The organism is Streptomyces sp. NPDC051310 (assembly GCF_044455245.1).
Taxonomy (GTDB): Bacteria; Actinomycetota; Actinomycetes; order Streptomycetales; family Streptomycetaceae; genus Streptomyces.
On record NZ_JBITEO010000004.1, the window covers coordinates 301720 to 327245 of the forward strand.

The 25526-nt window shown below is 73.0% G+C and carries 20 protein-coding genes; 10 read left to right on the top strand and 10 right to left on the bottom strand.

What is annotated here, in order from left to right; genetic code table 11:
- Window positions 1-49: 49 nt before the first annotated feature.
- The 3 genes from ACIA79_RS08415 to ACIA79_RS08425 all read right to left on the bottom strand — a co-directional run bounded on the left by ACIA79_RS08415 (window position 50) and on the right by ACIA79_RS08425 (window position 4091).
- A complete protein-coding gene (locus tag ACIA79_RS08415) occupies window positions 50-1474 on the bottom strand; it encodes an MFS transporter (RefSeq protein WP_399427364.1) in 1425 nt (474 codons plus the stop codon).
- On the bottom strand, window positions 1471-2922 hold the full coding sequence (locus ACIA79_RS08420) for a 4-hydroxyphenylacetate 3-hydroxylase family protein (RefSeq protein ID WP_399427365.1): 1452 nt from the start codon (window positions 2920-2922) through the stop codon (window positions 1471-1473). The genes ACIA79_RS08415 and ACIA79_RS08420 overlap by 4 nt, the downstream gene beginning before the upstream one ends.
- Before the next feature lie 203 nt (window positions 2923-3125).
- Window positions 3126-4091: an AraC family transcriptional regulator gene (locus tag ACIA79_RS08425; protein ID WP_399427366.1), complete on the bottom strand. Its 966-nt coding sequence runs from the start codon at window positions 4089-4091 to the stop codon at window positions 3126-3128.
- Window positions 4092-4208: 117 nt separating this feature from the next.
- Between ACIA79_RS08425 and ACIA79_RS08430 the strand changes: the two genes are divergently transcribed.
- The 6 genes from ACIA79_RS08430 (at window position 4209) to ACIA79_RS08455 (ending at window position 13779) form a co-directional block, all read left to right on the top strand.
- Window positions 4209-5183, top strand: a complete 975-nt coding sequence (locus tag ACIA79_RS08430) for an SDR family oxidoreductase (protein ID WP_399427367.1) — start codon at window positions 4209-4211, stop codon at window positions 5181-5183.
- Window positions 5184-5500: 317 nt separating this feature from the next.
- Entirely contained in the window at window positions 5501-7486 is a 1986-nt protein-coding gene (locus tag ACIA79_RS08435) for an alpha-1,4-glucan--maltose-1-phosphate maltosyltransferase (RefSeq protein WP_399427497.1), read from the top strand.
- Window positions 7483-9261 carry a maltose alpha-D-glucosyltransferase gene (treS, locus tag ACIA79_RS08440; RefSeq protein ID WP_399427368.1) on the top strand — a complete coding sequence of 593 codons (1779 nt, stop codon included), beginning with the start codon at window positions 7483-7485 and terminating at the stop codon, window positions 9259-9261. Before ACIA79_RS08435 ends, treS begins: the two co-directional genes overlap by 4 nt.
- A gap of 360 nt (window positions 9262-9621) precedes the next feature.
- On the top strand, window positions 9622-11004 hold the full coding sequence (locus tag ACIA79_RS08445; protein WP_399427369.1) for a maltokinase: 1383 nt from the start codon (window positions 9622-9624) through the stop codon (window positions 11002-11004).
- Between the two features lie 4 nt (window positions 11005-11008).
- A complete protein-coding gene (glgB, locus tag ACIA79_RS08450; RefSeq protein ID WP_399427370.1) occupies window positions 11009-13324 on the top strand; it encodes a 1,4-alpha-glucan branching enzyme in 2316 nt (771 codons plus the stop codon).
- Between the two features lie 74 nt (window positions 13325-13398).
- Complete coding sequence (locus ACIA79_RS08455) at window positions 13399-13779, top strand: hypothetical protein (RefSeq protein ID WP_399427371.1); 381 nt, start codon at window positions 13399-13401, stop codon at window positions 13777-13779.
- Here ACIA79_RS08455 and ACIA79_RS08460 read toward each other — a convergent pair.
- From ACIA79_RS08460 to ACIA79_RS08475, 4 genes are all read right to left on the bottom strand, one after another.
- Window positions 13751-15985: a HelD family protein gene (locus tag ACIA79_RS08460; protein WP_399427372.1), complete on the bottom strand. Its 2235-nt coding sequence runs from the start codon at window positions 15983-15985 to the stop codon at window positions 13751-13753. The genes ACIA79_RS08455 and ACIA79_RS08460 overlap by 29 nt on opposite strands.
- A 151-nt stretch (window positions 15986-16136) precedes the next feature.
- Window positions 16137-16475, bottom strand: coding sequence for a thioredoxin (gene trxA, locus ACIA79_RS08465; RefSeq protein ID WP_399427373.1), 339 nt, complete (start codon window positions 16473-16475; stop codon window positions 16137-16139).
- Window positions 16472-16858, bottom strand: coding sequence for a MerR family transcriptional regulator (locus tag ACIA79_RS08470; RefSeq protein ID WP_399427374.1), 387 nt, complete (start codon window positions 16856-16858; stop codon window positions 16472-16474). Before ACIA79_RS08470 ends, trxA begins: the two co-directional genes overlap by 4 nt.
- A 28-nt stretch (window positions 16859-16886) precedes the next feature.
- Window positions 16887-17399 (bottom strand): Lrp/AsnC family transcriptional regulator, encoded by a 513-nt coding sequence (locus ACIA79_RS08475; protein ID WP_399427375.1) that lies wholly within the window; start codon window positions 17397-17399, stop codon window positions 16887-16889.
- A gap of 45 nt (window positions 17400-17444) precedes the next feature.
- Between ACIA79_RS08475 and ACIA79_RS08480 the strand changes: the two genes are divergently transcribed.
- Window positions 17445-18344: an NAD-dependent epimerase/dehydratase family protein gene (locus tag ACIA79_RS08480; protein ID WP_399427376.1), complete on the top strand. Its 900-nt coding sequence runs from the start codon at window positions 17445-17447 to the stop codon at window positions 18342-18344.
- Window positions 18341-19222 (top strand): aldo/keto reductase, encoded by an 882-nt coding sequence (locus ACIA79_RS08485; RefSeq protein ID WP_399427377.1) that lies wholly within the window; start codon window positions 18341-18343, stop codon window positions 19220-19222. Before ACIA79_RS08480 ends, ACIA79_RS08485 begins: the two co-directional genes overlap by 4 nt.
- Before the next feature lie 161 nt (window positions 19223-19383).
- Here the strand turns inward: ACIA79_RS08485 and ACIA79_RS08490 are convergent, their stop codons facing one another.
- Window positions 19384-21006 (bottom strand): MFS transporter, encoded by a 1623-nt coding sequence (locus ACIA79_RS08490; RefSeq protein WP_399427378.1) that lies wholly within the window; start codon window positions 21004-21006, stop codon window positions 19384-19386.
- A gap of 111 nt (window positions 21007-21117) precedes the next feature.
- Here ACIA79_RS08490 and ACIA79_RS08495 point away from each other — a divergent pair, with 111 nt between their 5' ends.
- Entirely contained in the window at window positions 21118-21711 is a 594-nt protein-coding gene (locus tag ACIA79_RS08495) for a TetR/AcrR family transcriptional regulator (RefSeq protein WP_399427379.1), read from the top strand.
- A gap of 71 nt (window positions 21712-21782) precedes the next feature.
- Entirely contained in the window at window positions 21783-22343 is a 561-nt protein-coding gene (locus ACIA79_RS08500; protein WP_399427380.1) for a hypothetical protein, read from the top strand.
- A gap of 33 nt (window positions 22344-22376) precedes the next feature.
- Here the strand turns inward: ACIA79_RS08500 and ACIA79_RS08505 are convergent, their stop codons facing one another.
- Together ACIA79_RS08505 and ACIA79_RS08510 are read right to left on the bottom strand one after the other, a co-directional pair.
- Window positions 22377-23573 carry a YncE family protein gene (locus ACIA79_RS08505; protein WP_399427381.1) on the bottom strand — a complete coding sequence of 399 codons (1197 nt, stop codon included), beginning with the start codon at window positions 23571-23573 and terminating at the stop codon, window positions 22377-22379.
- Window positions 23574-23956: 383 nt separating this feature from the next.
- The gene (locus ACIA79_RS08510) at window positions 23957-25318 is read right to left on the bottom strand and encodes a cation:dicarboxylate symporter family transporter (RefSeq protein WP_399427382.1); all 1362 of its coding nucleotides are present in this window, start codon (window positions 25316-25318) and stop codon (window positions 23957-23959) included.
- Window positions 25319-25526: the final 208 nt, after the last annotated feature.

The following is a 25526-nucleotide window of genomic DNA, read 5'->3' on the forward strand; positions in this document are numbered from 1 at the left end:
GCGATCGCGGGGTCACGCGATGACGGGTCCGGGTCACGCGGTCACGGGATCACCGCGGGTCGCCCACCCGGTCCTGGCGTGGCGGCGCCGGTACGGGCGCGGGCGGGTTCAGCCGTACGGAGAGCAGTGCGGCCACCGCCGCGAAGGCGGCGCCGGCGAGCAGGGCGGCCTGGAAGCCGGCCGTCGCCGCGCCGGCCGTCGCGGTGGCGGGGTCCGCCGAGTCCGTACGGGAGGTGGCGACGGCCACCAGGACGGCGAGCCCCAGGACGGAGCCGAACTGCTGGCTGGTGTTGATCAGGCCGGAGGCCAGGCCCGTCTCCTCGGGCGAGGCCCCGGCGGTGGCGGCCACGTTGGTGGTGACCATGACCAGCGGCAGGGCGGCACCCAGCAGGAGGCTGGGTGCGAACACGGTGGTGAAGAAGGTGCCGTCGGCGCTGAGGGCCAGGGCGAGCCAGACCATGCCGGCGAGGAGCAGCCCGAAGCCGAGGGTCGTGGTGGCGCGCAGGCCGAGGCGGGCGATGACGCGCCCGGTCTGCGGGGCGGTGGCCACGACGACGGCGGACAGCGGCAGCAGTCCCAGGCCGCCGGCCAGCGGCGAGTGGTCGAGCACGCTCTGGAGGTAGAGGCTGACGAGGAAGAACATCGGGAACAGCGCCATCTGGGCGAGAGCGCCCAGGCAGTTGGCGAGCCGCAGCGCGGGCCGCCGGAGCACGGCGGGCGGCACCAGCGGCCGTGCGACGCGGGTCTCCAGCACCGCGAAGGCCGCCAGCAGGGCCGCGCCGGCCGCGCCGGCGGCGAGGCTGCGGCCGACGAGGGCGTACGCGACCAGGCCGAGGCCGCCGGTGACGGTGAGCGCGCCGAGGAGGTCGAAGCCGCGACCGGCGCCGGGCGCGGCCGACGGGCCGCGGGTGGGGCCCCCGCCGTCGAGGAGCCGCAGCGCCAGGGCGCCGAGCAGCGCGGCGACGGCGACGTTGAGCCAGAAGGTGGAGCGCCAGCCGAGCAGATCGGTGAGGACACCGCCGAGGACGGTGCCGAGCACCCCGCCGAGGCCGCCCATCGCGGCGAACGCGCCGAGCGCCTTGTGCCGGGCGGGCCCGTCCGGGAACAGGAGCAGCAGCAGCGCGAAGGCGGCGGCCGCGGCGAAGGCCGCCCCGACACCCTGCGCGGCGCGTGCGGCGACCAGTGCGCCGGCGGACCGCGCGACCCCGCCTGCGGCGGACGCGGCGGCGAGGAGCACGAGCCCGGCGACGAACAGCCGCCGGTGCCCGACCAGGTCGGCGGTGCGCCCGCCGAGCAGCAGCAGCCCGCCGAAGGTGATGAGGTAGGCGTTGGCCACCCAGGACAGCCCGGCGGACCCGGAGCCCAGGTCGGCCCCGATCGACGGCAGGGCGACGTTGATGATCGCCGTGTCCATGATCAGCAGCAGCTGGGTGGCCGCGAGCAGCGCGAGCGCACCCCGCAGGGAGCGGTTCACCGCGGGCGCTCCAGGTCGTAGCCGTCGAGGCAGGCGCGGGCCAGGGACTCGCAGCTGTCCGTGTCGCCCTCCCACGCCTGCTGCATCAGGTAGACGTGCGGGGCGCCGTGGTAGAAGCGCTCGTACTGCTCGTGGCGGGCGGCGAACTCCGAGCCGAGGGCGTCCCACGCCAGCTTCAGCAGCTTGACCCGCTCCTCGGCGGGGGTGCCGGGCGAGCGGATGTACTTGCGGACCAGCGGGCCGAGCTCCGGGTGCAGCAGGTCCTCGCCGGAGGCGGGCAGCTGGATGACGCCGCCGCCCGCGAGCAGCTTGATCTCCTGGACGGCCTGCGGATACAGCTCGCCGGCCATGATGCGCTGCGCGAAGGAGATGTCCTTGCCGGGCATCACCCCGCCGCGGCCCCCGTCGACCTCCTGGTACGACGCCTCGGCGGCCAGGACGAACGCCTTGGCCTGGGCGACCTTGCCCATCAGCCGGCCGATGGCCTGCGTCACGGGCGGCAGCCGGTGGGTGTTGTTGGCCTTGGTGAGCAGGATCGCGATGCCGGTGAGGAACTCCAGCTTGGTCCAGAAGCGGGTGGCCGCCTGGTGCACGAAGTTCAGGTAGGCGGGGGTCCGCCACCACATCCCGAACGCCACGTCGACGTTCCGGTAGGCGAGGACGCGCTCCCAGGGCACGAACACGTCGTCGCAGACGAGGAGGGCGTCGTTCTCGTCGAAGCGCGAGGAGAGCGGGTTGTCGAAGACGCTGCGCGCCTGCGCCTCGTAGGAGGTGCGGGAGAGGAACTTCAGGCCCGGGGTGCCGACGGGAAGGGAGAAGCAGACCGCGTGCTCGACGTCCTGCGGGGCGAGCGGCTCGATGGTGCCGACGATGACCTCGTTGCCGAAGACCGCCGCGGTGCCGATCATCTTGGCGCCGCGCACCACGATCCCGCCGTCCTTCTCGGCGACGACCTTCACCACGAGGTCGTCCTCCTCCTGTTCGGAGGCGGGCACGGTGCGGTCGATCTGCGGGTTGGTGATGGTGAAGGTGGGGTAAAGGTCGCCCTCGGCGAGCCGCCGGTGGTAGGCGAGGGCGGCGCCGGAACCGTCGTACGCCTCGGTCGTGAACACCTGCGGCAGGGCGGCGAACCCGGCGGCGCCGCCCGCCATGTAGTCGGGCGTACGGCCCAGGAAGCCGAAGCTCGCCTCCGACCACACCTTGTACGCCCGGCGGCGGGCGACGAGGTCCTCGTACGAGCGGGGAACGGCGTACGCGCGGTGCACCCCGCCCTGGGTGAGGACCGGGGTGTGCTCGGAATCGTGGGCCAGGTCGTACAGCCGCGCGAGGGAGGCGGCGGTGTTGCGGAAGGCGGGGTGCGCGGTGACGTCCGCCACGCGCTCGCCGTCGAGCCATATCTCGCGCCCGTCGCGCAGCGACGCCAGATACTCCTGACCGGACCTGGTCACCTGTTCTCCTCTTGCGGTTCGGCATTGCCGCAGCAGAGCCTGTCTGGCCGTGCCCGGCCGGGGCAATGAACGACCGTCCAGCGGTCCTTAAGAACCGGCCAGTGCGGTTTTGGCCATACCGGCCGGTATCGGGCCGGGATCCGGCCGTTTTCCCCGCGGCCGCCGCCTGAGCCCCACCGGTCCCGGGCCGGGGCCGGTGGGGCTCAGGCGGCGGCCGTGCTCGTGCGGTACTCCCCCGGAGTCACCCCGAACCACTTGCGGAAGGCCAGGTGGAAGCCGACCGCGCTCTGGTAGCCCACCCGCCGCGGCACCGCCGACTGCGGCAGTGACGTTTCGCCCAGCAGCCGCGCCGCCTCCTGCATGCGCCGCCCGGTCAGATGGCGGGCCGGGGCCTCGCCGACCAGTTCGCGGAAGGCGGCGGTGAAGGCCGAACGGGACATGCCGACCTCCTTGGCGAGCGATTCGATGGTCCACGGCTCGGCGAACCTGGTCGCGATCATGACCATGGCCCGGCTGATCCCGGGGTGGCGCAGCACCGGCAGGGACGCCGGGTTCTCGGTGAACTCGCGCAGCAGCGGCCGCAGCGCCAGCACCAGTGCCATCTCGAACGCGCGCAGCGTGATCAGCCGGTCGCCGGGCCCTACGGGCCGGTCCGGCGCGGCCAGCAGCCGCAGGGTGTCCCGCAGCAGCGGTTCCCGGCCGACCTGCGAGCCGTCCAGGACGAGCACCCACGGCAGCGCCTTGTACAGGCCGGTGGCGGCGCTGGCGTCGTAGTGCAGCCCGGCGCACAGCAGCCGGCTCTCCGGTCCGGGCCCGGCGATGCGGATCGCGCCCGAGGTGCCGGGCTGCCGCTCGGGCAGCACCGCCTTGAGCGGCACGCCCTGCCGCTCGGGCCGGTCGGACAGCCGGTGCGCGGTGCCCGTGGGGAAGACGGCGAGGTCCCCCGTGTGCAGCTCCAGCGGGGCCTGCCCCTCGGCGGTGATCCAGCAGCCGCCCTCGACGATGTAGTGCAGTACGGCGCAGCCCTGCTCGGCGTCGCCCTCGATGGCCCACGGGGCGCTGACGTGCCAGCGGCTGTCGAAGACCCCGGTCAGGCGCAGCGGCTGCAGCAGCTCGCTGAGGAGGTCGTCGCCGTCGGTGCGTTCCTGCTCGGTGCGTACGGTGTCCATGGACGATCCTTCAACCCCCGCCCCGGTTTGTTAATTGATCGGCCAAAGCCGTCGCCGCCAGCCTGTGGAGTGCCGTTTCGGCAGCAGACACACCCTATCGAAGGGCCCTTCAGGCACATGTCGGATCACCTTTCCCAGCCCCCGCAGGCACCCCGGACGCCCTCGCAGATGCGGGTCGCGGTCGTCGGCGCGACCGGCTTCCAGGGCGGCGCGGTCGCCCGCCTCCTGGCCGAGCGCCACCACCGGGTCCGTACGCTCACCCGCCGCCCCGACGGCGACCGGCCGCCGCTGCCGGGCGTCTCCTTCGCCTCCGGCGACCTCGGCAACGCCGAGGACGTCCGTCAGCTGTTCGACGGAGCGACGCACGCGGCGGTGGTGCTGCCGCTGGTGTACGAGCCGGAGCGGGTGCGCCGGTACGCGCGGAACGTCGCGGACGCCGCCCTGGACGCCGGGGTGCGCCGTCTGGTGTACAACGCCAACACCCGGATCCCCTCGGTCACCACCGGTGTGGCGGCGTTCGAGACGCGCCGGATCGCCGAGGAGGTGCTGCGCGACAGCGGCGTCCCGCTGGTGGTGCTGCGCCCGCCGGTCTACCTGGACAACCTCTTCAGCCCGTGGAACGGTCCCGCGCTGGTGAACGACGGCGTGCTCGCCTATCCGCTGCCCGCGCACACGCCGGTCGCGTGGCTGTCCCACCGGGACCTGGCGGAGGCGGTGCTGGGGGCGCTCACCGCGGACGGCGTGGAGGGACGGACGTTCGACATCGGCGGTGCGCGCTCCCTGACGGGCGAGCAGCTGGCGGAGGCGTTCGGACAGGGGCTCGGCCGCACCGTGCGCTACCGGGCGCTGGACCCGGACGTCTTCGAGCAGGGCCTGGCCGCGGTCCTGGGCCCGGTGGCGGCGGCCGGGGTGGCGGGCATCTACCACTACATGGCGTCGGGCGAGGACCCGCTGCTGATGGCGGGGGACGACGGTGCCTGGGCCGGGACGCTGTCGGTGCGCCCGGCGCCGGTCGACGAGTGGGTGACCCGGCAGCCGTGGCAGGTCTGGGCGAACGACCCGGAGGAGCAGGACGCCCAGTCCCCGGCGTGACCACGGGTCCGATCGGCGGCGTGATCACGGGCCGGATCACCGGTCCGGTCTCCCGCGCGTTCACCCGTTCGGCGGTAACCGGCCAACCGGTCCCGGAATCAACCATACGGGGCCGGTTTCCCGTTTCCCGGCTACGCCGGAGTAGTTAACATCGCGCCGGATTGCCCACCCGAAGGGTGGGGGAAGGCTGTTGCGGTACCCGCCCACCCGAGTGAACCCGGACAGGAGCGGTGATGCCTGCGCCCCGCCACTCGTCAACGGAGCAGCTACAAAGAGCGATACCCCATAAGCAACCCTCAGGTGATGCCGTGAATTCGCTGATTGGTCGCATTCCCGTCCTCGATGTCCGCCCCCTGGTCGACTGCGGTAGAAGGCCCGCCAAGGCGGTGACCGGCGAGACCTTTCAGGTTACGGCCACCGTGTTCCGTGAAGGCCACGACGCCGTGGCCGCCAATGTGGTGCTGACGGACCCGGCCGGTCACGAGGGCCCGTTCACGCCGATGCGGGAACTGGCCCCCGGCACCGACCGCTGGGGGGCCGAGGTCACTCCGACGGCCGAAGGCCGGTGGTCGTACCGGGTCGAGGCATGGAGCGATCCGGTCACCACCTGGCGCCACCACGCCGGGATCAAGATTCCGGCGGGCATCGACACCGAGCTGGTGCTGGAGGAGGGTGCGGCGCTGCACGAGCGGGCCGCCGAGGGCGTGCCGAAGGGTGAGGGCCGCGAGGCCGTGCTGGCGGTGGTGGACGCGCTGCGCGACGTACGGCGCCCGCCGGCGGACCGGCTGGCCGCGGCGCTGGCACCGGAGGCCGCGGAGGCGTTGTCCCGGCACCCGCTGCGCGAACTGGTCACCTCCTCGCGCCCGTTGCCCCTCCTGGTGGAGCGGGAGCGGGCGCTTTTCGGTTCCTGGTACGAGATGTTCCCGCGCTCGGAAGGGGCCCGCTTCGAGAACGGCCGGCTGGTCCCGGGCACGTTCCGCACCGCCGCCGAGCGGCTGCCGGCGATCGCCGCGATGGGTTTCGACGTGGTGTACCTGCCGCCCATCCACCCCATCGGCACCACCCACCGCAAGGGCCCCAACAACTCCCTCACGGCCGGCCCGGACGACGTGGGCGTGCCGTGGGCCATCGGCTCCCACGAGGGCGGCCACGACGCGATCCACCCGGACCTCGGCACCATGGAGGACTTCGACGCCTTCGTGGCGCGCGCCCGCGAGCTGCGGCTGGAGGTGGCGCTGGACTTCGCGCTGCAGTGCTCGCCGGACCACCCGTGGGTGACCAAGCGCCCGCAGTGGTTCCACCACCGCGCCGACGGCACCATCGCGTACGCCGAGAACCCGCCGAAGAAGTACCAGGACATCTATCCCGTGGCCTTCGACCAGGACATGCGGGGCATCGTCCGCGAGACGCTGCGGGTGCTGCGGCACTGGATGGCCCACGGGGTGCGCATCTTCCGCGTGGACAACCCGCACACCAAGCCGGTGATCTTCTGGGAGAAGGTCATCGCGTCCATCCGGAAGACCGACCCGGACGTGATCTTCCTGGCGGAGGCCTTCACCCGCCCGGCCATGATGCACACGCTGGCCGCGGTCGGCTTCCAGCAGTCGTACACGTACTTCACCTGGCGCAACGGCAAGCAGGAGCTGACCGAGTACCTGACGGAGCTGTCGGGCGAGGCGGCCGCCTACATGCGGCCGAACTTCTTCGTGAACACCCCCGACATCCTGCACGCCTACCTCCAGCACGGCGGCCGGCCGGCCTTCGAGGCGCGGGCGGTGCTCGCCGCGACGATGTCGCCCGCGTGGGGCGTGTACGCCGGCTACGAGCTCTGCGAGAACACGCCGCTGCGCGAGGGGAGCGAGGAGTACCTCGACTCGGAGAAGTACCAACTCAAGCCGCGCGACTGGGAGTCGGCGGAGCGCGAAGGCCGCACGATCACCCCGCTGATCACCTCGCTGAACCGGATCCGGCGGCGCAACGCCGCACTGCGGCAGCTCCGCTCCATCCACTTCCACCACGTGGACGACGACGCGGTGATCGCCTACAGCAAGCGGTCGGGTTCGAACATTGTTCTGACGGTCGTCAACCTCGACCCGCACCATACCCACGAGGCGACGGTCTCGTTGGACATGCCGGAGCTCGGCCTCGACTGGCACGAGACCGTACCGGTGCGCGACGAGCTCACCGGCGAGACCTATCACTGGGGCAGGGCCAACTATGTGCGCCTCGAGCCGGGCGTCACGCCCGCGCACATCCTCGTCCTGCGACCGTCCCCGCCGATCGGAGGGTCACCCACATCATGATCGTCAACGAGCCCGTCCACGACACCTTCGAGGACACCCCCGCCAAGGACCGCGACCCCGACTGGTTCAAACGGGCCGTCTTCTACGAGGTGCTGGTCCGCTCCTTCCAGGACAGCAACGGCGACGGTGTCGGCGACCTCAAGGGCATCACGGCCAAGCTGGACTACCTGCAGTGGCTCGGGGTGGACTGCCTGTGGCTCCCGCCGTTCTTCAAGTCCCCGCTGCGGGACGGCGGTTACGACGTGTCGGACTACACCTCCGTCCTGCCGGAGTTCGGTGACCTCGCCGACTTCGTCGAGTTCGTCGACGCCGCCCACCAGCGCGGCATGCGGGTGATCATCGACTTCGTGATGAACCACACCAGCGACCAGCACCCGTGGTTCCAGGAGTCCCGCGCCCACCCCGACGGCCCCTACGGCGACTACTACGTCTGGGCCGACGACGACAAGCAGTTCCAGGACGCCCGGATCATCTTCGTCGACACCGAGACCTCGAACTGGACCTTCGACCCGGTCCGCAAGCAGTACTACTGGCACCGGTTCTTCTCCCACCAGCCCGACCTGAACTACGAGAACCCCGCCGTGCAGCAGGAGATCCTGTCGGCGCTGCGCTTCTGGCTGGACCTGGGCATCGACGGCTTCCGCCTCGACGCCGTGCCGTACCTGTACCAGCAGGAGGGCACCAACTGCGAGAACCTCCCCGCCACCCACGCCTTCCTCAAGCGGGTCCGCAAGGAGATCGACGCCGCCTACCCCGACACGGTGCTGCTCGCCGAGGCCAACCAGTGGCCGGAGGACGTCGTCGACTACTTCGGCGACTACGCGGCCGGCGGCGACGAGTGCCACATGGCGTTCCACTTCCCGGTGATGCCGCGCATCTTCATGGCGGTGCGCCGGGAGTCCCGCTACCCCGTCTCCGAAGTCCTGGCCAAGACCCCGGCGATCCCGGTGAACTGCCAGTGGGGCATCTTCCTGCGCAACCACGACGAGCTGACCCTGGAAATGGTCACCGACGAGGAGCGCGACTACATGTACGCGGAGTACGCCAAGGACCCGCGGATGCGCGCCAACATCGGCATCCGGCGGCGCCTCGCCCCGCTGCTCGACAACGACCGCAACCAGATCGAGCTGTTCACCGCGCTGCTGCTGTCCCTGCCCGGCTCGCCGATCCTCTACTACGGCGACGAGATCGGCATGGGCGACAACATCTGGCTCGGCGACCGCGACGGCGTCCGCACCCCCATGCAGTGGACGCCCGACCGCAACGCGGGCTTCTCGTCCTGCGACCCGGGACGGCTCTACCTGCCGACGATCATGGACCCGGTCTACGGCTACCAGGTCACGAACGTCGAGGCGTCGATGGCCTCGCCGTCCTCCCTGCTGCACTGGACCAAGCGGATGATCGAGATCCGCAAGCAGAACCCGGCCTTCGGCCTCGGCTCCTACACCGAGCTGCCGTCGTCGAACCCGGCGGTCCTGGCGTTCCTGCGGGAGTACGGGGACGACCTGGTGATGTGCGTCCACAACTTCTCGCGCTTCCCTCAGCCGACGGAGCTGGACCTGCGCCGGTTCAACGGCATGCACCCGGTGGAGCTGATCGGCGGGGTGCGCTTCCCGGCGATCGGCGAATGGCCGTACCTGCTCACCCTCGCGGGGCACGGCTTCTACTGGTTCCGGCTGCGCGAGGACGCCGTCAAGAAGCCGGCGAAGTCCATCAAGCCGGGCACCCAGGCGGCCCCCGAGCCCCCGGCGCCGAAGCCCGCACCCCGGGGCTGACCTCCACGGCGGCCGGCGACACCCCTCCCCGGCCGCCGGCCCGTCGCGGCGCGCCCGGAGCGGCGTCACCGCAACGGCGTAACGGCCTTCCGCCGTGCCGCTCCCCGGATGCCGCGGGAACCGGCATACCGGAGCGGCATATACACCGCGGCCGAAGGCCCCGCCAGGCGGGGAGAGTTCTCCGGAACCGGGCGTTTCCGGTGCCGCGCCCTGGGAACTCTCCCCCTCATACGTCGATTCGGGTCTATACGGACCATCCCCGCCCGACACGTCCCGCACAGCCGGACAGCAATCGCCGCATTCCGGGACACTCTGCACGTTCTGTGCATTCTGTAGTGCCCGGGGAAAGGACGCGCTGCCATGTCGGAGACCGCATCCACCGCCCGGGCACCGGTCGCCCTGCTCCCCTCCTTGGTGCCCCTGCTCCACGAATGGCTGCCGCGACAGCGCTGGTTCGCCGGCAAGGGCCGGCCCGTCACGGGCTTCACCCTCGTCTCGGCGACCGAACTGCTGCCCGTCGTCGACTCGGCCGGCCCCGGCCTGCTGCACCTGCTCGTCCGCGTCCAGCAGCCCGGCCTCGCGCCGTCCGCCCAGGCCGACTGCTACCAGCTGCTGCTCGGCGTGCGCGCGACCCTGCCGCCGGCGCTCGCCCACGCCCTCATCGGCCGCGTGCCGGACGGACCGCTCGCCGGGCGCACGGTCTACGAGGGGCTGCGGGACCCGCGCCTCGCCTCGCTCCTGCTGGAACGGTTGCGCACCCCCGGCCCCATGGGTCCGCTGCGGTTCTCGCGGACGGTCGCGATCCCGGAGGGGCTCGCCCCCCGCGTCCTGGACGCCGAGCAGTCCAACTCCTCGCTGGTGTACGGCGATGCGTACATCCTCAAGGTGTTCCGGCGGATCTGGTCGGGCGCCAACCCGGACCTGGAGCTGCCCCTCGCGCTCGCCCGCGCCGGGTGCAGCCGGGTCCCCGCGCCCGTCGCCTGGTACGAGACCGTCAACAACCACCCCGAGGCCAGCACGCTCGGCGTCCTCCAGCCCTATCTGCGCGGCTCCCAGGACGGCTGGCAGCTCGCCCTGGACGCGCTCGCGGACGGCCGGGACTTCACCGACGAGGCGCGGGCGCTCGGCCGCACCACCGCGGAGGTGCACACCGCGCTCGCCGAAGCCCTGCCGACCGTCGCGCTCGGCCGCCCGCAGACCGAGAACCTGGCCATCCAGATGACCCGCCGCCTGGACGCCGCCGCCCAGGCCGTGCCCGCGCTCCTGCCGTACGCGCCCGGGCTGCGCACCGCCTTCGACGCGGTCGGCAAGCTGGCCGCCGAGGACGTCACCTGGCGGGCGCAGCGGGTGCACGGCGACCTCCACCTCGGCCAGACCCTGCGCACGGAGGACGGCGACTGGTCGGTGATCGACTTCGAGGGGGAACCCGCGAAGCCGCTCGCCGAGCGCCGCCGCCCGCAGCCGCCCGTCCGCGACGTGGCCGGGATACTGCGCTCCTTCGACTACGCGGCCCGCTCCTTCCGCCCCTGGAACGCGGACTGGGCGGAGCGCTGCCGCGACGCGTACTGCACCGGCTACGCCGAGGCATCCGGCACCGATCCGCGCGATACGCCCGCTCTGCTGCGGGCGTACGAGACGGACAAAGCCGTGTACGAGGTCCTGTACGAGGCCCGGCACCGACCCGACTGGCTACCGGTCCCGATGGCGGCCGTCCGCCGCCTGGCCGCACAGCCGACCCCCTGACGCCTTGAGGAGGCCTTTCCCCGTGACCCCCCGTCGCCCGACCCGCAATCCGGCAGCCCGGCCCGAGACCAGGAACGTCAAGACCACAGCCGTCGGGGACGCCACCGCCCTCCCCACGCCGCCGCCCGGCGCGACCCCGCGTCCGCGCACCGGCGCCGGCGCCGTCCCGGCCGCGCCGCTGGACCCCGCCGACCGGGGGCGGCTGCTCGCCGGGGAGCACCACGACCCGCACGCGCTGCTCGGCGCGCACCCGGTCGAGAGCGGCGGCGTCGCGATCCGGGCGCTGCGCCCGTACGCGGTGGGCGTCACCGTCCTCGCGGACGGGTCGCGCACCGAGCTGCACGACGACGGCGACGGGCTCTTCTCGGGGGTGCTGCCGCTCGCCGGGGTGCCTGACTACCGGCTCCTAATCGCCTACGACTCCGGTGTCGTCGAAGTGGACGACCCGTACCACCACCTGCCCGCGCTCGGGGGGCTGGACCTGCACCTGATCGGTGAGGGCCGCCACGAACAGCTGTGGACGGCGCTCGGCGCCCACCCGATGACCCACCAGGGCACCGAGGGCACCCGCTTCACGGTGTGGGCGCCGAACGCGCGCGGGGTGCGGCTGGTCGGCGAGTTCAACTACTGGGACGAGGCCACCGGCCTGCCGATGCGCTCACTCGGCGGCACCGGCGTGTGGGAGCTGTTCGTGCCGGGCATCGGCGAGGGCGCGCTGTACAAGTTCGCGGTCACCGGGCCCGACGGCAGCCGGTCGCTGCGCGCCGACCCGATGGCGCGCCGCACCCAGTGCCCGCCGGAGACCGCGTCGATCGTCACCGCCTCCCACTACGAGTGGCAGGACGGGGAGTGGATGGCGCACCGCGGCGACCGGCCGGTGCACGAGGCGCCGTTCTCCGTCTACGAGGTGCACCTGCCCTCCTGGCGGCCGGGCCTGACCTACCGGGAGCTGGCCGAACAGCTCCCCGCGTACGCCAAGGAGCTCGGCTTCACCCATGTGGAGCTGATGCCGGTCGCCGAGCACCCCTACAGCCCGTCGTGGGGCTACCAGGTCACCGGTTTCTACGCGCCCACGGCCCGGCTCGGCACCCCCGACGACTTCAAGTACTTCGTGGACGCGTGCCACCGGGCCGGGATCGGCGTGATCGTGGACTGGGTGCCGGCGCACTTCCCGAAGGACGACTGGGCGCTGGCCCGCTTCGACGGCACCCCGCTGTACGAGCACCCGGACCCGCGGCGCGCCGAGCACCCCGACTGGGGGACCCTCGAATTCGACTACGGCCGCACCGAGGTCCGCAACTTCCTCGTCGCGAACGCGGTCTACTGGTGCGAGGAGTTCCACATCGACGGGCTGCGCGTCGACGCCGTCGCCTCGATGCTGTACCTGGACTACTCGCGCGAGGGGGGCGAGTGGGCGCCCAACGAGTTCGGCGGCAGGGAAAACTTCGACGCCGTGTCCTTCCTCCAGGAGATGAACGCCACCGTCTACCGCCGCTGCCCCGGCGTGGTGACGATCGCGGAGGAATCCACCGCCTGGGAGGGCGTCACCCGCCCGACCGACCACGGCGGGCTCGGCTTCGGCCTGAAGTGGAACATGGGCTGGATGCACGACTCGCTGGTGTACGTCTCCAAGGAACCGGTGCACCGCAAGTACCACCACAACGAGATGACGTTCTCGATGGTGTACGCGTACAGCGAGAACTACGTCCTGCCGATCTCGCACGACGAGGTGGTGCACGGCAAGCAGGCGCTGGTGACCAAGATGCCGGGCGACTGGTGGCAGCGGCGCGCCAACCACCGCGCGTACCTCGGCTTCATGTGGGCGCACCCCGGCAAACAACTGCTCTTCATGGGCCAGGAGTTCGCGCAGGGCGCGGAGTGGTCCGAGGCGCACGGACCGGAGTGGTGGCTGCTGGCGGACGACTACCACTCGGCCGGCGACCACCGGGGCGTGCGCGACCTGGTGCGCGACCTGAACCGGGTCTACACCGCGACGCCCGCGCTGTGGGAGCGCGACACCGTCCCGGAGGGTTTCCAGTGGGTGCTGGGCGACGCGGCCGACGACAACGTCTTCGCGTTCCTGCGGTACGACGCCCGGCGCAACCCGCTGCTGGCGGTGACCAACTTCTCCCCGGTGGTGCGCCAGGACTACCGGCTGTGGGCGCCGGAGGGCGTCTCGGCGTGGGCGGAGGTCCTCAACACGGACGCCGCGGTGTACGGCGGCGGTGACGTGCGCAACGCCGAGCCGGTGAAGCGGGAGGCGGACGGCATCCGGCTGACCCTGCCGCCGCTGGCGACGGTGTACCTGAAGCCCGCGTGACCGCCTGACCGCATGACTCCGCGACCCCGGAGCGGGGGTGCGGGGCCGCCGGCCGGCGGGCGAGGATGGCCCGCATGGACGACCGCCCCGCACTCCCCCCGCAGGCCCTGCTGCTATTCGACCGCGACGCGGGCGTCTGCGTCGTGCCGTCGTACGCCGCCGCCGCGAACTCGCTGGAGGCCGCCGACGTCGCCGCCGGGGAGTACGAGGCGTACGCCCCCGACGGCCACGTGGTGCGGCTGGCCGCGCCCGCAGGGCCGTACGGGCCGGTGACCGTCACGGCGACCGGGGAGTCCGACCCCGCGGGGCTCACGGCGCGGATCGCGCGCGTGTGGCGGGAGGCGTTCCCCGGCGAGACCCCGCCCGGCGCGGCCGAGCTGACGCGCAGGCACCTGGAGCGCGAGCCGAGGGCTCCCCGGCGCCTGTTCAGCTTCCGGTTCCGGCGGCGGCCCTGATGACGCCGAGGCGCTGGGTCGCGCGGGTCAGCGCCACGTAGAGGTCGTTGACGCCGTGCGGCCCGGCGGCGCGGATGGCGTCCGGGTCCACGACGATCACCGTGTCGAACTCCAGGCCCTTCGCCTGGCGCGGCTCCAGCAGCACGACCGTGCGGGTGAGGTCGGGGACCGGGCCGTGCGCGGCGCCGGGCAGCGCCTCGCCGATGGCGGTGAGCCGGCCCGCCGGGGCGATGACCGCGAGCCGTCCTTCGGCGGGCGTCTCGCGCCGTACGGCCTCGGCGACCGCGCCGGGCAGGTCGTCCGCGGTCACCTCCCAGGGCGGGACGCCGGTGGACCGGACCGACCGCGGCGGCTCGAACCGCGGGTCCTCGGCGCGGCGCACCGCGGCCGCGACCTCCATGATCTCGGCGGGGGTGCGGTAGTTGACCCCGAGCCGAACGTGCTCGAACCGGTCGCCCACGTACGGCGCGAGGATCTCCTCCCAGGAGCCGCAGCCGGCCGCGTCACCGGTCTGGGCGGGGTCGCCGACCAGGGTCATGGAGCGGGTGGGGATGCGGCGCATCAGCAGCCGCCACGCCATCGCGGACAGCTCCTGCGCCTCGTCGACGATGACGTGCCCGAACGCCCACGTGCGGTCGGCGGCGGCGCGCTCGGCGGCGCTGCGGTGGTCGGCCTCCTCGTGGCGCTCGGCGAACCGTTCGGCGTCGATGATGTCGTGCGCGCCGAGCACCTCGGACTCCTCGTCCTCGAACTCGTACGTGCGTGAGGCGTAGCTGACGTCGAGGACGCCCTGTGCGTAGGCGATGCGCGCGCCGCGCTCCCGCTCGGCGGCGGCGCGCTCGGCGGTGTCGTCGTGGCCGAGGAGCTCGGCGGCCTCGTCCAGCAGCGGTACGTCGGCCTCGGTCCACGGCCCGTGGTCCCGGCGGACGAACTCGGCCTCGCCGTCGGCCAGGTAGCCGTCCGGTGCGGCGAGGAAGCCGGCGACGAGCTGCTGCGGGGTGAGGACGGGCCACAGCTCGTCGACGGCGGCGTGCACGTGCCGGCTGGCGGCGATCTCCTTGCGCATCTGCGTGATGTCGGACGGGTCGAGGAGGTTGGGGCCGCCGAACGGGTCGGCGCCGAGCCGCTCGGCGAGCTGCTCGGTGAGGGCGTCGATGATGCGGAAGGTGAAGCGCGGCCGGGCGAGGTTGTGCGGCAGTCCGGTACCCCGGGCGTCCCAGCGGGCGTCCTCGGCCATGTTCCGGTCCAGGAGCAGGGTGCCGTAGTCGTCGTGGTCGATCTCGATCGGCGCGTCGGTGGGCGGCACGGTCTGCTGGTCGCGCAGGTACCGGGCGAGGACGTCCGCCATGCCGGCGCGGCCCTTTATCTCGGCGGCCTCGGGGGTGTCGGTGCCGGTGGCCCGGACGCCGGGGAAGAGCTCCGCCATGGTGGCGAGGAGTACGCCGGTCTCGCCGAGCGCGGGCAGGACTTCGCCGATGTACCCGAGGAAGGCGGGGTTGGGCCCGACGATGAGGACCGCGCGGCGGGCGAGGTGCTCGCGGTGCGCGTAGAGGAGGAACGCGGCGCGGTGCAGCGCGACGGCGGTCTTGCCGGTGCCGGGGCCGCCCTCGACGACGAGGACGCCCTGGTGCGGCGCGCGGATGATGCGGTCCTGCTCGGCCTGGATGGTCTGCACGATGTCGCCCATCCGGCCGGTGCGGGCGGCGTCGAGCGCGGCGAGCAGCACGGCGTCGGCGTCCGGGTTCTCCAGCCCGGTGCGGGTGGTGTCGGTCAGGTCGAGGATCTCGTCGTGCAGCGCGGTGACCTCCCGGCCGCGGGTGGTGATGTGCCGGCGGCGCCTGAGGCCCATGGGCTCGTACCCGGTGGCGAGGTAGAACGGCCGCGCCACCTCGGCGCGCCAGTCCACGACGAGCGGGGTGCGCTCCTCGTCGTCGTCGCGGATCCCGATGCGCCCGATGTGGTGGTCGCGGCCGTCCCGGAACTCCAGCCGCCCGAAACACAGACCGTTCTCGCCGGCGTCGAACGCCGCGAGCAGCCCGGACTGCTCGGCGACCAGCACATCCCGCTCCAGCCGCGCCTGGAATCCGCTGCCGGCGTCCTTGAGCGCCTCCCGGACGGCACGTTCGGCCTGGTCGCGCAGGTGGTCGAGTCGCGCGTAGAGCTCATCGATGAATTGCTGCTCAGTCCGATATTCCTCGGTTGACAATTCGACTCCTGACGCGATACAGTGCGCTTATTCGACTTCCGTGTGCGTATTCTTATGCCCGCACGCGAACCATCAAATATACGCGAGAAAAGACCCCGGCCGTCAATGCGACCGGGGTCTTTTCCGTCCGCCCTGCGGGCGGTGCGGCCCGTCAGCGCGCCGGCGTGGGACGGGGTTCCAGGACGTCCTCCAGTTCCTGGAGCAGACGGCGCTTGGGGCGGGCCCCGACCATCGACCTCACGGGCTCGCCGGAGCGGAACAGCAGCAGCGTCGGCATCGACAGCACGCCGTAGCGGATCACCGTCTCCGGGTTGGTGTCGGCGTCGATCCGCACCACCTCCAGCCGGTCCGCCTCCTCCTCGGCCACCGCGGCGAGGACCGGGGCAAGCTGGCGGCAGGGGCCGCACCAGTCGGCGGTGAACTCGACGAGGACGGGACGGGCGGCCGCCAGGACCTCGGTGTCGAAGTCGGCGTCGGTCACGAGCTTCATGGGGTGCCTCCGAAGGCGCATCGCGGTGCGGGGGTGTCGGTCGCCAGCGCCAGCCGGGCGGCGACCTCGGCGCGGACCGACTCCAGCCGGCCGATCAGGGCGTCGAGTTCGGCGAGCTTGCGGCGGTAGACGTCGAGCGACGCCGGGCACGCGTCGCCGGCCGGGTGGCCGGCGCGCAGGCAGTCGACGAAGGGCCGGGTCTCCTCCAGGCCGAACCCGAAGTCCTGGAGCGTGCGGATCTGCCGGAGCAGCCGCAGGTCGTCCTCGTCGTAGGTGCGGTGTCCGTTCTCCGCCCGCCGGGCGGGGAGCAGGCCGCGGGACTCGTAGTAGCGCAGGGTGCGCGTGGTCGTTCCCGCGCGCTGCGCAAGCTCGCCGATTCGCATGCCGTGAACGTACGCCCTGACGTCGGCGTCAAGGCAACAGCGGTTTGCGCGGCACCGGCGACGACAGCACGATCGACGTCGTCGTGCGCCCCAGCGCCGACGTCTGCTCCAGGACGTCCTCCAGGTGAGCGGTGTCCTTCACCGCCACCTTGAGGATCCAGCAGTCCTCCCCCACCACGTGATGGGCCTCCAGGACCTCGGGGCGCGCCAGCAGCTCCAGGGTCCTGGGGTGTTTGAAGGTGTAGCCGCCGTGCGGGTTGACGCGGATGAACGCCTGGATGCCGTACCCGAGGCGGGCGGCGGAGACATGCGCCCCGTAGCCGGTGATGGCGCCGCACGCCTCCAGGCGGCGGACGCGTTCGGCCACGGCCGCCGGGCTGAGCCGGACGCGCCGGCCGAGCTCGCTCAGCTTGATGCGCCCGTCGGTCTGGACGAGCTCCAGGATCTGCCGGTCCACCTGGTCGATCCCCGCCGCCGTCGTTTCATGGGCGGCGGGGCGCACCTGCCGTGGTTCTTTCGGTGCGGCGGCCGCATCTCCCATGGTTCCCCCTTCAGACGGCGACCCGTCAACGTAACACTGGTGCGCATGCTGCACATATGCGTGATCGGCGGGAGCCGGTACATCGGAAAGCGCCTCATCCAGCGGTTGCTGACGTCCGGTCATGAGGTGACCGTCCTCAACCGCGGGTCCTCCGCGCCGCCCGCCGGGGCCCGTTCCGTCATCGCCGACCGCGACGACGAGGAGGCGCTCGGAGCGGCGCTCGGCCCGCTGGCCTTCGACGTCGTCATCGACCAGGTCTGCTACACCCCGCGCCAGGCCGCCGTCGCCCGGCGCGTCCTCGGGCCCCGGACGCGGCGGTACGTCATGACGTCGACGGTCGAGGTGTACGAGCACCAGGACTCCGCCTCGCCCGTCCGCGAGGACGCCGTCGACCCGCGCTCGGTCGCCGTGGACCTGGACCTGCCGTGGGACGACCCGGACTTCAGGGAGGCCCACTACGGCGAGGGCAAGCGGCAGGCGGAGGCGGTCTTCGCGCAGGACCCGGCGTTCCCGTACGTCGCGGTGCGGGTGGCGCACGTCCTCGGCGGCGCCGACGACTTCACCGGGCGGGTCGCGCACTACGCGGACCGTATCCGGGCGGGCGTTCCCATCGCCGTGCCGGTGACGAACCACCCGGCCACCTACGTGTACGTCGAGGACATCGCCGGTTTCCTGGCCTGGACGGCGGAGGGGGATTTCACCGGCCCGGTGAACGCCGCCTCCCCCGGCCCGCTGACGACCGGGGACATCTGCGCGGCCGTCGAGGCGCACACCGGCGGCCGGGCGACCTTCCGGGAGGTGGAGGCGGGCCAGGTCTCGCCCTTCTCCTTCCGGCGCTCGTACGCGATGGACACCACGCGTGCGGCGGCGCTCGGCCACTCCTTCCGGCCCGCCTCGGGCTGGCTGCGGCAGGCCGTCGGCGAGACGGTGGGGGCGACGCGGTGAAGCGGCGGTTCATCGGCGGCATCGAGGTCGGCGCCGTCGGGCTCGGGGCGATGCCGCTGTCCATCGAGGGCCGTCCCGGCGAGGAGCGGGCCGTGGCGACGGTGCACGCGGCGCTCGACGCGGGCGTCACGCTCCTCGACACCGCCGACTCGTACCACCCGCCCGGGGAGGAGCCGGGCGCCGGCGAGCTGCTGGTGGCGCGGGCCCTCGCGGCGTACGGCGGCGGGGCGCGCGACCGCGTGCTCGTCGCCACCAAGGGCGGCCGGGGCCGCACCCCGGACGGCGGCTGGACCGTCGACGGCCGGCCCGCGCACCTGCGCCGCGCCGCGCAGGCGTCGGCCCGGCGGCTGGGCGTCGAGGCGATCGGGCTGTACCAGCTGCACAAGCCCGACCCGGCCGTGCCGTACGCGGAGTCGCTGGGCGCGCTGAGGGAGCTGCTCGACGCGGGGACCATCCGGCTGGCGGGCATCTCCAACGTCGACACGGCGCAGATCCGCCTCGCCCGCGAGATGCTCGGCGACCGGCTGGTCTCCGTGCAGAACCGCTACTCGCCGGCGGTCCGGGACAGCGAGCCGGAACTGCGGCTGTGCACCGAGCTGGGCCTGGCCTTCCTGCCCTGGAGCCCCCTCGGCGGCATCTCGCGCAGCTCGCTCGACGGCACGTCCCCGCAGCCCCCGGACCCGCGCTTCGCCGCCTTCCACCGGGTGGCCCGGGACCGCGGCGTCAGCCCCCAGTGCGTGGCCCTGGCCTGGTCGCTCTCCCGCTCCCCGGCGGTCGTCCCGATCCCGGGCGCGAGCCGCCCGGCCACGGCCCGCGACTCCGCCTCGGCGGCGGCCCTGGTCCTGGCCCCGGAGGAACTGCGGCTGCTGGACCCGTAGGCCCCGCGCGGCGACACCCCGGCGGGCGTGCGGGGCGCGGAGCTTCCCCGCGCCGGGGGTGTCTTGCCGATCACGCCGGGCTGATCGACAAGACACCCCCAGGCCCGGTCCGGGACGTGCGGCCCCCCGGCGGCACGTCGCGGACCGGGCGGTCCGGGGGGTCAGACGCGCTCGAGGGCCCGGTCCTCGGAGCGGGGGGCGGTCTCCCGGCGTGTGCGGCCCGGGAGCAGCACGGCCACCAGCAGCGTGCCGGCCGCCAGGATCACCGCGCCGATCAGGCTCGTGTGGGCGACCGCGTCGGAGAAGGCCGAGCCCACCGCGTCGGCGGTCCGGCGGGCCGCCTGCGCGAGCTGGGCGGCCTGCTCCGGGGAGCCGGCCTGCGCCGCCTTGCCGGCGATCGACCGCGCCACGGCGTACCCCGCGCCCACCGAGTCCTGGGCGGTGGACAGCGCCCCGGCCGGCAGCCCGGTGCCGCGCGCCGCGTCGGCGAGGTTCGCGGAGTAGGAGGAGGCCAGGACCGAGCCGAGCAGGGCGATGCCGAGCGATCCGCCCAGTTCCAGCGAGGTGTCGTTCACGGCGCCGCCGACGCCCAGTTCCGACTCGGGGAACGCGCCCATGATCGCGTCCGTGCACGGCGACAGCGCCAGGCCGATCGCCAGGCCCAGGACGACGAGCGGGGCGACCAGGTCGCCGTACCCCGACGCCGCGTCGATCCGGGTGAGCAGCGCGAGGGCGGCCGTCCCGAACGCCATGCCCGCCGTGACGGTGACCTTCATGCCGAGGCGCGGCGTGAGGAACCCGGTGAGGGCCGAGCCGGCGAAGACCGCGCCGGCCAGCGGGAGCATCCGCACGCCCGTGTCGAGCGGGTCGTACCCCAGCACGAACTGCAGGTACTGCGTGAGGTAGTAGAAGGCGCCGAAGACGGCGAGGAAGAACAGCGCCACGGCGAGGTTGGAGCCGGCGAAGCCGCGGTCGAGGAAGCGGCGGACGTCCAGGACCGGCCGCGGGTGGCGCAGCTCCCAGACGACGAACGCGACCAGCCCGGCGCCCGCGACGACCGCCGCACCGACCGCCTCGGCACCCCAGCCGAAGTGCGGCCCCTGGATGATCATGTAGACGAGCGCGCCGGTCCAGACGACGGACAGCAGCCCGCCGACGTAGTCGATGCGCCCGTGCCGCGCCGCCTTCGAGGGCGGCACGAGGGCGAACGCGCCGAGGATCGCGAGCACGGCGACGGGCACGTTGATCAGGAAGGTGGAGGACCAGCCGTGGTTCTCCAGCAGCGCGCCGGCGACCAGGGGCCCGGCGGCGATGGCGATGCCCGCGGTGGCGGTCCACAGCACGATGGCCTTGGCGCGCTCGGCCCGCGGGAAGGTCGCGGCCAGCAGCGAGAGGGTGGCCGGCATGATCATCGCCGCACCGACGCCCATCACCGCCCGGGCGGCTATGACACCGGGGGCGGAGTCGACCAGCGAGCCCGCGACGGAGCCCGCGCCGAAGACGACGAGCCCGAGCACCAGGGCCCCGCGGCGGCTGTACTTGTCCCCGATCGCGCCGAGGAGCAGCATCAGCGCCGCGTACGGGACGGTGTACCCGTCGATGACCCACTGGAGGTCGGAGCTGGTGAGCCCGAGGTCCTGGGTCATGTCGGGGGCGGCGACCGTCAGCGCGGTGTTCGCCATGACGATGATCAGCAGGCTCAGGCAGAGCACGAGCAGCGCCCACCAGCGCCGCGGGTAGGGCCGGTCCATCTCATCGACCGGCTCGTTCATGACGAGTGGCATGACCACACCGCCCTTCCGGGGTCCATACAGTCCGAGATCTTGCACAGGAATGTGCAAATACACACCGCTGTGCAAGTTACGTGACTGCACAGGCATGTGCAAAATGAGGGGGTGACCTCAGGACGAGCCGACGCGAACCGGCGTCGCATCGAGCAGGTGGCCCTCACCGAGCTGCTGCGCGACCCCGACGCCTCCATGGACCAGATCGCCCGCGCGGCCGGCGTCGTCCGGCGGACGGTGTACGGGCACTTCCCGAGCCGCGACGCGCTGATCGCCGCGCTCGTGGACAGCGCGGTCGACTCCGTCGCGCGGGCCCACGCGAGCGGCCGCGCGGGCGTGGACGATCCCGCCGAGGCGCTGGCGCGGGCCACCCTCGCCGCGTGGGAGATCGCCGACCGCTACCGGCTGCTGGTGGCCCTGGCCCAGCGCAGCGTGACGATGGAGGGCATCCGGGAGAGGCTCGCCCCCGTCCGCACGGAGGCCACGGCCCTGCTCCAACGAGGGCTGGACGCGGGGGTGTTCACCTCTCCGCTGCCGGCGTCGGCCCTGGCGTACGTGCACGAGCACGTGCTCTTCGGACTGATGGAGGCCGTGAACGCGGGCACGCTCGCCGCCGACCGGGCCGGCCGGTCCGCCGCCGCGACGATGCTGATCTCGGCCGGGGTGCCCGCGGAGCGGGCGACGGAGCTGGCTCAGGCACTGTGACCGGCCTCGCCCGCCCGTCCGGTCCCCCCGGTCCGCCGGCTTTCCGCTACCGGACACCGGCCATCATCGAGATGCACGAACGCACCAGCTCCGTCGAGCTGAGGGACATCTCCCGCCGCCTCGTACGGGAGGAACTGGCCGAGACGCTCACCGGCTTCCGCACCCTGCTGGGCAAGCAGCACTGGACACCGGAGAACGTCGGGGTGCTGCACGCCTACCGCACCCTCATGGCGTACCTCCGGACGGGCTGCCCCTGCGTCACCGCGGCCCTGTCCGAGTTCGCCGCCGAGCCCCCGGCGGCCACGGCGGCGGCGCACGCCCTGCCCGAGGGCGCGGCCCACCTGATCCACGAGGCGTCGGCGTACGCGTACTACGGGCTCACGCTGCTCCAGATCTTCGGCGGCCACTCCTTCGAGCGGCGCCGCGGCGTGGCGGCGCTGCGGGGCCGGGCCGGGGATCCGCACGCCCTGGCGGAGGCCCGGCTGGAGCTGGTGCTCTCCCCGTACAGCGCCCGCGCGGTGCTCGACGAGGTGCGCCGGGCGTGGGACCTGCCGCCCGTGCCGGCCCCGGCGCCGCTCACCGCGATCCCCGTGCCGCGGGAGGAGCGGTGCGAGACGCACCAGCCCGGGTGAGCCGGCGCGGGCGGGCCGGCTCACCCGGGAGCGTCAGCGCCGCAGCCCCGCCAGCGCCTCCTCGGCGACCTGCGCGGCGCGCTCCCGCTGCGGGAAGTCGCCGACCTTCACCCGGGCGACCTCCCGGGCGGTGCGGTAGTCGACCACGGACACCTCGTCGCGCTGGGAGAGCGTGACGAAGCAGTGCGTGCCGCCGGGAGCCGTCACCGCCCAGTACGGCAGGGCGCCCTGCTCGTAGTGGACGAAGCCGTCGGTGGTCAGACCGGGGCGGGAGACGACGGCCGTGTAGTCGTCGATGGTGCCGGCCATGCAGAGCTTGTCGTGCGTGCCGTTGAGCGCCATGCCGTGGTGGGCGGAGTTCTGCGGGTAGTCGTCGGGCTTGAGCGCGGCGCCCGCCGCGCTGAACGGCATTTGCACCGTGCGGACCGTACGGCCCGCCTCCAGGTCGTACTCGATGAAGCCGTTGAGGTACGACAGCTGGGCGTACATCGTCTTCTCGTCCGGCGTGATGACCGCCGGACGCACGCCCTTGTCGAAGGTGTACGTGCGCAGCACCTTCAGCGTCCGCGCGTCGGCCACGGTCACCCGCTTGGTGCCCTTGAGCGCGTCGAGCGCCTTGGGCAGGGAGGTGACGCCGATGGACATGTTGTAGATGCGGCTGCCGTCCGGCGAGTACATGTTCTCGTGCGGGTACGTGCCGGTCGGGAACTCGCCGGTGATGCGGCCGGTCGCGGTGTCGAGCACCTGCGCCTTGGCGGCGGTGATGGCGGAGACGACGAAGGCGGAGCCGTCCGCCGACAGTGCGGCGTGGTCGGCCTTGAAGCCGTCGAGGTGGGTGCGCCACAGCTGACGCCCGGAGGCGATGTCGTACGCGGCGGCGTCGCCGAGGTTGCCGCGCGAGACGTACAGGGTGCGGCCGTCGGGCGAGACGTGGGCGTCGTCGACGAATTTGTCGCCGCCGGCCTGCTGCTTGACGATCTCGTAGGCGGCGCGGCGGATGGGGTTCATGCCGGCGAGGACCTCGTCGAGGTCGGGGACGACGTCGAGGGAGCCGAGGTTCTCGTACGTACGGGAGTCGATGAAGCTGACCGTGCCGTCGGCGCTGTTGCCGACCAGGACGACATGGCGCGGCGGGGCCGCGTGCCCGGTCGCGGAGGAGGCGGTCACCGATCCGAGGGCGAGGGTCAGCGTGAGGGCGAGCACGGCGGGCAGGGCGTGGAGGCGCGGCATGGGACCGTCCTTTCGGATGAGCCACGGATACTGCATGTGCATGCCAGAAACGTCGCCCACCACGATGACACGATCCTGTTACCGGCGGTACGTCCTGGAGCCGGAAACCCGTGAGAGAGGCCCGGGCGCGGCGCGCGTACCGGGCCGGCGCCACCGCGAGCTGGTCACGGCGGAGTCGGCCCCGTTGCCGGCCGACGAGTTGCCGGCCGTCAGCACGCGCACCGCGCGGGAGGCGGCACCCGGCCCCCTCCCGCGGTCGCGGCTCCGTGCGGCCACCCCGCGCGATGGCGGTTCCGGGCGCACCCCCGCGCGATGGCGGTTCCGGGCGCGCCCCCGCACGGTTGCGGTTCCGGGCGCGCCCCGCGCGGTCGCGGCGCCGCGCCTCAGACCTTGGCGGGCTCGCGCTGCCCGGGGGCCTCGTCCTCGGCCTCCGGCGCCGCCGGCTGCGGTGCCGGCGCGTGGTCGTCCACCAGCGTCCGCTCGTCGAAGGGGACCCGGCCGGCGAGGACCTCGGCGACCCGGCCGCGGTCGATCTCCTTGGTCCAGGTGCCGACCAGCACCGTGGCGACCGCGTTCCCCGCGAAGTTGGTCAGGGCCCGCGCCTCGCTCATGAAGCGGTCGATACCCACGATCAGGCCGACACCGTCGACCAGTTCGGGACGGTGCGACTGCAGGCCTCCGGCCAGCGTCGCCAGGCCCGCACCGGTCACGCCCGCCGCGCCCTTCGACGCGATGATCATGAAGACGAGCAGCGAGATCTGCTCCCCGACCGACAGCGGGTTGCCCATCGCCTCGGCGACGAACAGCGAGGCCATCGTCAGGTAGATGGCGGTGCCGTCCAGGTTGAAGGAGTACCCGGTCGGCACGGTGATGCCCACGACCGGCTTGCTCACGCCCAGGTGCTCCATCTTCGCGATCAGCCGCGGCAGCGCCGACTCGGAGGAGGAGGTCGACAGGATGAGCAGGAACTCCCGGCCCAGGTACTTCAGCAGCGCGAGGATGTTCACCCCGGCGACCACCCGCAGCAGCGCACCGAGGACGACGAAGACGAACAGGGCGCAGGTGATGTAGAAGCCGATCATGATGACGGCGAGCGACTTCAGCGCGTCGAGCCCGGTCTCGCCGACCACGGCGGCGATGGCGCCGAAGGCACCCACCGGGGCGACCCACATGATCATCGCGAGGATGCGGAACACCAGGCGCTGGATGTGCCCGATGCCGCGCAGTACCGGCTCGCCGGTCCGGCCCATGGCCTGCAGGGCGAAGCCCGCGAGCAGCGCGACGAGCAGGGTCTGGAGGACCTCCCCCTCGGTGAAGGCGGAGACCATGGTCTTGGGGATGACGCCGAGGAGGAAGTCCACGGTGCCTTCACCGGCGCCGGAGGCCTGCTTCTCGCCGGCCTGGCGCGCCGCGTCGGTGAGGTGCAGCCCGGCGCCGGGCTCCAGCAGATTGCCGACCAGCAGGCCGATGGCCAGCGCCACGGTCGACATGACCATGAAGTAGCCGAGGGCCAGTCCGCCGACCGCGCCGACCTTGGCCGCCTTGCGGACCGAACCGACGCCCAGGACGATCGTGCAGAAGATGATCGGCGAGATCATCATCTTGATCAGGTTCACGAAGCCGGTGCCCAGCGGCTTCAGCTCGACCGCCACGCCGGGGGCGGCGAACCCCACGGCGATGCCGAGCACGACCGCCGCGATGACGGCCAGATACAGATAGTGGGTACGGTCCCGTCGTGCGGCCACGGGGTCCTCCTCGGTGAGTCGCTCCACTGTCCCTGTGGATCCCCGAGACCATCTCTCACCTTGTGACCGCGGTCACCGTTGCGTACCTTTCGTTCACACGTTTTCCCGCCAGGCAGACTTGTCCCCATGCGCAGACCCCGCGAGCCCCGCATACCGCGGGTGCCCCGCCCCCCGGAGCGGGCGCCCCGCCCCCGCGGCCTGTCCCGGG

Excerpts from the sequence above, each read along its gene's own strand:
- ACIA79_RS08455 (WP_399427371.1), top strand. The coding sequence starts at position 13,399 with ATGGACGACCGCCCCGCACTCCCCCCGCAGGCCCTGCTGCTATTCGAC.
- ACIA79_RS08500 (WP_399427380.1), top strand. The coding sequence starts at position 21,783 with ATGCACGAACGCACCAGCTCCGTCGAGCTGAGGGACATCTCCCGCCGC.
- ACIA79_RS08490 (WP_399427378.1), bottom strand. The coding sequence starts at position 21,006 with ATGCCACTCGTCATGAACGAGCCGGTCGATGAGATGGACCGGCCCTAC.
- treS (WP_399427368.1), top strand. The coding sequence starts at position 7,483 with ATGATCGTCAACGAGCCCGTCCACGACACCTTCGAGGACACCCCCGCC.
- ACIA79_RS08445 (WP_399427369.1), top strand. The coding sequence starts at position 9,622 with ATGTCGGAGACCGCATCCACCGCCCGGGCACCGGTCGCCCTGCTCCCC.
- ACIA79_RS08430 (WP_399427367.1), top strand. The coding sequence starts at position 4,209 with ATGTCGGATCACCTTTCCCAGCCCCCGCAGGCACCCCGGACGCCCTCG.
- ACIA79_RS08475 (WP_399427375.1), bottom strand. The coding sequence starts at position 17,399 with ATGGGAGATGCGGCCGCCGCACCGAAAGAACCACGGCAGGTGCGCCCC.
- ACIA79_RS08470 (WP_399427374.1), bottom strand. The coding sequence starts at position 16,858 with ATGCGAATCGGCGAGCTTGCGCAGCGCGCGGGAACGACCACGCGCACC.
- ACIA79_RS08505 (WP_399427381.1), bottom strand. The coding sequence starts at position 23,573 with ATGCCGCGCCTCCACGCCCTGCCCGCCGTGCTCGCCCTCACGCTGACC.
- trxA (WP_399427373.1), bottom strand. The coding sequence starts at position 16,475 with ATGAAGCTCGTGACCGACGCCGACTTCGACACCGAGGTCCTGGCGGCC.
- ACIA79_RS08480 (WP_399427376.1), top strand. The coding sequence starts at position 17,445 with ATGCTGCACATATGCGTGATCGGCGGGAGCCGGTACATCGGAAAGCGC.
- ACIA79_RS08425 (WP_399427366.1), bottom strand. The coding sequence starts at position 4,091 with ATGGACACCGTACGCACCGAGCAGGAACGCACCGACGGCGACGACCTC.